The organism is Bacteroides sp. (assembly GCF_028690125.1).
Taxonomy (GTDB): domain Bacteria; phylum Bacteroidota; class Bacteroidia; order Bacteroidales; family Bacteroidaceae; genus Bacteroides.
In genome coordinates, this window is sequence record NZ_JAQVBV010000105.1 from 1 (window position 1) to 4,602 (window position 4,602).

Annotated in this window: 9 protein-coding genes; all 9 read right to left on the reverse strand. The window is 41.5% G+C overall.

Going from position 1 to position 4,602, the window contains the following annotated elements; all coding sequences use genetic code 11:
- A partial coding sequence (locus PHO71_RS25300) for a hypothetical protein (protein ID WP_300208958.1) occupies positions 1-1,005 on the reverse strand: 1,005 nt, incomplete at its 3' end.
- A 12-nt stretch (positions 1,006-1,017) separates the two neighbouring features.
- Positions 1,018-1,833, reverse strand: a complete 816-nt coding sequence (locus tag PHO71_RS25305; protein ID WP_300208959.1) for a hypothetical protein — start codon at positions 1,831-1,833, stop codon at positions 1,018-1,020.
- Positions 1,834-1,845: 12 nt separating this feature from the next.
- On the reverse strand, positions 1,846-2,583 hold the full coding sequence (locus PHO71_RS25310) for a hypothetical protein (protein ID WP_300208960.1): 738 nt from the start codon (positions 2,581-2,583) through the stop codon (positions 1,846-1,848).
- 9 nt (positions 2,584-2,592) lie between these two features.
- Positions 2,593-2,865 (reverse strand): hypothetical protein, encoded by a 273-nt coding sequence (locus PHO71_RS25315; protein ID WP_300208961.1) that lies wholly within the window; start codon positions 2,863-2,865, stop codon positions 2,593-2,595.
- Positions 2,862-3,206 (reverse strand): hypothetical protein, encoded by a 345-nt coding sequence (locus PHO71_RS25320; protein ID WP_300208962.1) that lies wholly within the window; start codon positions 3,204-3,206, stop codon positions 2,862-2,864. Before PHO71_RS25320 ends, PHO71_RS25315 begins: the two co-directional genes overlap by 4 nt.
- A gap of 15 nt (positions 3,207-3,221) precedes the next feature.
- Entirely contained in the window at positions 3,222-3,377 is a 156-nt protein-coding gene (locus tag PHO71_RS25325) for a hypothetical protein (protein ID WP_300208963.1), read from the reverse strand.
- A 180-nt stretch (positions 3,378-3,557) separates the two neighbouring features.
- Complete coding sequence (locus tag PHO71_RS25330; protein ID WP_300208964.1) at positions 3,558-3,998, reverse strand: hypothetical protein; 441 nt, start codon at positions 3,996-3,998, stop codon at positions 3,558-3,560.
- Between the two features lie 28 nt (positions 3,999-4,026).
- On the reverse strand, positions 4,027-4,332 hold the full coding sequence (locus PHO71_RS25335) for a hypothetical protein (protein ID WP_300208965.1): 306 nt from the start codon (positions 4,330-4,332) through the stop codon (positions 4,027-4,029).
- A 63-nt stretch (positions 4,333-4,395) separates the two neighbouring features.
- Positions 4,396-4,602 (reverse strand): hypothetical protein (locus PHO71_RS25340; protein WP_300208966.1); only part of this gene is annotated, 207 nt, incomplete at its 5' end.

A 4,602-nucleotide genomic window follows, 5' to 3' on the forward strand; every position in this document is an offset into this window, starting at 1 on the left:
TCCCCATACATACATCCGAATAATATTGAATGAAACTCCTTCGGGAATAGGAATAGCCAACCATTGACAATTTCCAACATTTAATGTTGTGGTAGCAGCATAAGTCTCGTCCAATATTTCTGTTTGTGGGGAAAAACTAACTCCTTTTCTTGTCTGCAAGTATATAATTACTCTCATTTTTTGTGTAGCATCAGAGGCATAAGAGAACGGATTAAATAACAAATTTAGATATTTTCCGCTTATCTCTGTTTCGTACTGGTATTCTCCTTCATTGACCGTAAGATCTATGAAATCAATACCACCACCGGCAGTACCTCCATTACAGGAAAACGGGCAACGTGAAATTATATCGTAGTCTATTGCTCTGGCTAAAGTAGCTCCTTCTTTTATAGTACATGAAGTACTGGTAAGTTTAAAATTCCGGTATTCATCACCGTAATATTCAATCACATAACCGTCTAAACTAACGTTAGTTCCAGTTATGGAAAATACAGTATCTCGAAGGTTCTTTTTTATCAATCTATTGTTATCAATAGATGAATTAGTAACTATGCTGTTAACTATTTTATCAATACCAAAAGTCATAGTTACGTTACCTAACGCCCCGGATGTATTGGAGTAATTCATGTTTCTTATAGCTACAGTTTTCTTACTTGCATTTATAAACCATGCAATTTTTAACATGTCCCATGTAGGGTCAGAGGAAGGCGTTAATCTGTGATTACACCCTATAGTGAAGTTGTCCAAATCTAGGAAATCAACTTCCAAATCTGAAAAGTCTGTCCGCCTTGTTTGCTGTATCCAACCCTCATATTTTTCAAGTTGAATATCTAAGGCTTTCAAGTCTCCGATATCATAGGATTCTATCTTAAAACCGCATCCTGTAGATGCAGAAATATCTAACGGCCAATAGTTAAATTTTCCTTTGATATATGCCTCAATTTCATCTTCATAATTTTTATTTCCGTAGATATAAAAAATTGAAGGAATAGCATTTTTAGCCATCCTTAAACCTCCTTATTTTACCTTTGTTACTTTCTTTTTCACTGTAGGGGAAGACTTAGCAACACTGCCATTTTTTGCATCGTTCAGGCTTAGAACTTTCTTTGTAGATGTTGCCGGCGTACTCACCTTTTTTACTCCACTGTTATAATTTGACGGCAGAAAATCCATATCGCCGGAATTATAGCCAGCTTTCATTACTCCGGAAGTATTAACCGGAGCAGGCATTCCCTTTAAAGAATCAAGATTTGAGGGTAATTTATAGCTTGAAACTTCCGTGCTTGCACCTGTAGGAAGGGAATTTCCAGATCCACTTTTCCCGCTTGCAGTTTTACCGGAAAGCAGATTAAGAACAGTTTCTCCTATTGACTGCCCTTTAATCGCCCCGGCACCGCCGCCGGCTGGAGAAGTATAGTAATCTCCCCTTTCATTTGTCTTCTGTTCCGGAGTCCCAAATACCTGACCCAAAGAAGCAGAAAGACTTCCGGAGGTTTCCGCTTTAGATGCATTTCCAGAGCTTACAGCTTCCTTCTTACTAACAGGTAATGAGGTATCGCCGGTATCTGTTATAATTGGATTATCACCACCGCCGATTATACCGCCTCCATCCGGAGAAAAAGAAGGCACTTCCGGAAAATTAAAGCTGTAATTTATCCCACTGTCCGAAGTTCCGAGAATTCCCTGATCTGATACACTTTCTCCCGAACCTAACCCCGCAAAAGTTCCAGAACCTCCGAGGGATTCATCAGAAGGGGAAAGTTGATTATATGCAAGATAAGCTATTGCCCCAACTGCACCTAATCCTATCAGATTTTTTGTTTCTTTTTTCATCTTCTCACCTCCTTATGGTACATATCTTACGCCGAAATAATCGGTACTAAATGACATTGCATCAGTAGTGCTGGCATCATTATATACACCTATTCCAGCATATACATCTACTGTTGGAATACTGACAGTTTCAAACTGTTTTTGTCCATTAACATAGAATCTAGCTATATCTATGTCTGAACTTCCTTCCTGTCTATCAAGGCGGACAGAAACGATATCTCCCGCTTGCAACATTCTTCCTAATGGACATGCAGTTAAAGCTATTGTTCCACCTACATAACCAATAACCCAATAGTTAGCGGCAGTACAGAAAAAATTTGCCCTAGTATTTCCATGTGAGGCAAAAGAATTAGAAAACCCAATATCTATATATCGGTTTCCTCCTGCACCTTCTACTACACTACCAATTTTACAAGTTACCTCTATAAAGTTTCCAGCTATAGGAAACTTAGTCTGGTCAATAACTGCCCTATTTCCTGCTGATGCACCTGTACTCGAAGTTATTGTCAGATATCGAGTTGCATAAACTACGCTCCCGGTTCCCGCCGCTATTGGATACCATACGTCAGGATTATCAGCACCATCAAGATATTTGCCTGTTAGATGATACTCTTTTGTGCATGCAGGTCTATGCTCATTTAAGATGGTTTTGCAGGCATAAAGCCCGGCAACACCATCAGGTTCATTGCGCGCAATCAGAGCTGTGACCTGTGCGGGATTTAACCCCATTATTCCAGTGAAATATGACATTTTTATACCTCATATATCCATTACTCTGACATCTACGCCGCCGACAATATCCGTATATGCAAACCATGCTTTTTTAGACTGTGCATTTAAGCAGTTCTGCATTTCAAACAGACCATAGCCGCCGATAACAAAGCCGGCTTTTTTCATGGTTTCCGGCTCTTCTTCTGACTGCATTAAATAAACTGCATCTGTTGAGACAGTATTCATATTTTGAACGGCGAAATAACAGCGTTCCATGTGAAAAGAGGCAATTCTGGTTGTTTTTCCTGTTGGAATTATCATTTCTTAACTACCTCCTTAAGAACTACTGCGCCGCCTATGATTAATGCAATCGGTAGAAGGCTTGAAACGTCAAAGTTAGAAGCGCCGGCATCTGTTGTTATTGTAGGGGTTGCCTTACTGGTAGCTGTTGCCTCTTTCTTTGTGGTCTGGCTGGCTAAAGGGCTGTCTATCTGTACCTGATAAGTAGGGTACTGGATATTAAAGCTCCTTGCATCTGTTTTGGTGGTTGTGGTGGTTGTCGTTGGTGAATATGTATTCGTATCGCCTTTCTTAGTAAGAGCGCCGGATAATATAGAACCTCCGGCAACTCCTGCAAGGATAGGCACTAATGGAAGAACCACTTTAACGCCTCCTTTTTACTTTCTGAGGCTTATTACTACCTCTTTAAGTTCGTTGAGCGCATCGGTATTTTTTGCTATTGTGTCTTTACAAAGCTGGTACATGAGGTAAAAACCGACAATAGGAAAACCGACAGCGGAAACGGCAGATATAATAAATTCTTCTGCTACCATTTTACCGCCTCACTGGTGACCGTAAATATTAGGTCTTGCGCTCTTTATTCCGCTTTCTGTAGTGGCAGAAGAAGAAACAGTAAGAAAGCGCCTTACGCCTGCGTTTCCCTCATTTACGCTTTTAAGCTGAGGAACGCCTTTTATATCCGAGTCAAAGAGGGAGGACATTTTAAGCCCTCCTTACTCAACGAGGTTAAAGTACAGGCGTGAGTTTTCGGCGATAGTCTGACCGATTCTGATTTCTTCCTGAGCCGGTACAGTGTAAGAGCCGATAGTGACCCATTGAGAAGCGGCGATACTGGTAACGCCGGCGGCGAACACATCAGAGGAACGGAGGAAACTTTCTGCTACGTTTCCGGTTCTTACATTCCTGCGCCTGATAGGGATTCTTGCAGAGCATGAAGCGCCGGTTATCTGGCTGGCTGTGCCGGTCTTGTACTCAATTAAGAGTTTGTCGTCTTCCCTCATTCCTGCGAGGCTCATAGGGACAATAGGCGCTAGTCTGGGATCTGTTGCGCCTAATACGGCAATTTCTGAGCCGGTTTCATACAGTACCTGCCTAACAGTTTCGCTGGCATCGGTCTTCACTACTCTTATATCTCCTGCATCTGTTGCAACCATGTTATCTACTCCTTATATTTTCTTTGAATTACCAGTTTGATTCCTGCGAGCTTGCGCCCTCAGTCTTTCCGTACAGCATAGGGACGATTAAGCCCTGTACAACGTCCTCCACTCCATCAATGACGAAAGCAGAACCGACAATTTTACCGGTCTTTCCGCCTATGGCGCTTTGAACAATTCCGCCGGAAACAAGTTTAATTGCTCCACTTGTTACCGTTCCGTTTCCAATTACGCCCATAAGGGCGCGCTCTTCTACGGCTTTGACAGTCCCAATTAAGAGAGCGTCAACAATGCCGTTTGATTCTATTTTTGCTTTTGGTACGAGGTCAACCATGTTAATTACTCCTTTATCCTCCCTCTATACAGAGGTTACATAGCTATATAGAATAATGTATATTTATTTAGCTTGAAAGTCAACTGTGTAGCCCTCCATAAATCCAAAATGCTGGAGGTCTGAAAGGGTTTTATCCATTTCCTCTTTAGTTTCTATCCGGTACTTTAGAAGCTCCTTAACGGCTTCTATGTCGTTTTTCCATGTAATTCTAAATAGTACCAGATAATCGGTTAGCCCGATAACGTTAGTGTCTACGCTTGCCGGTCTTTG

Excerpts from the sequence above, each read along its gene's own strand:
- PHO71_RS25305 (WP_300208959.1), bottom strand. The coding sequence starts at position 1,833 with ATGAAAAAAGAAACAAAAAATCTGATAGGATTAGGTGCAGTTGGGGCA.
- PHO71_RS25310 (WP_300208960.1), bottom strand. The coding sequence starts at position 2,583 with ATGTCATATTTCACTGGAATAATGGGGTTAAATCCCGCACAGGTCACA.
- PHO71_RS25315 (WP_300208961.1), bottom strand. The coding sequence starts at position 2,865 with ATGATAATTCCAACAGGAAAAACAACCAGAATTGCCTCTTTTCACATG.
- PHO71_RS25325 (WP_300208963.1), bottom strand. The coding sequence starts at position 3,377 with ATGGTAGCAGAAGAATTTATTATATCTGCCGTTTCCGCTGTCGGTTTT.
- PHO71_RS25330 (WP_300208964.1), bottom strand. The coding sequence starts at position 3,998 with ATGGTTGCAACAGATGCAGGAGATATAAGAGTAGTGAAGACCGATGCC.
- PHO71_RS25335 (WP_300208965.1), bottom strand. The coding sequence starts at position 4,332 with ATGGTTGACCTCGTACCAAAAGCAAAAATAGAATCAAACGGCATTGTT.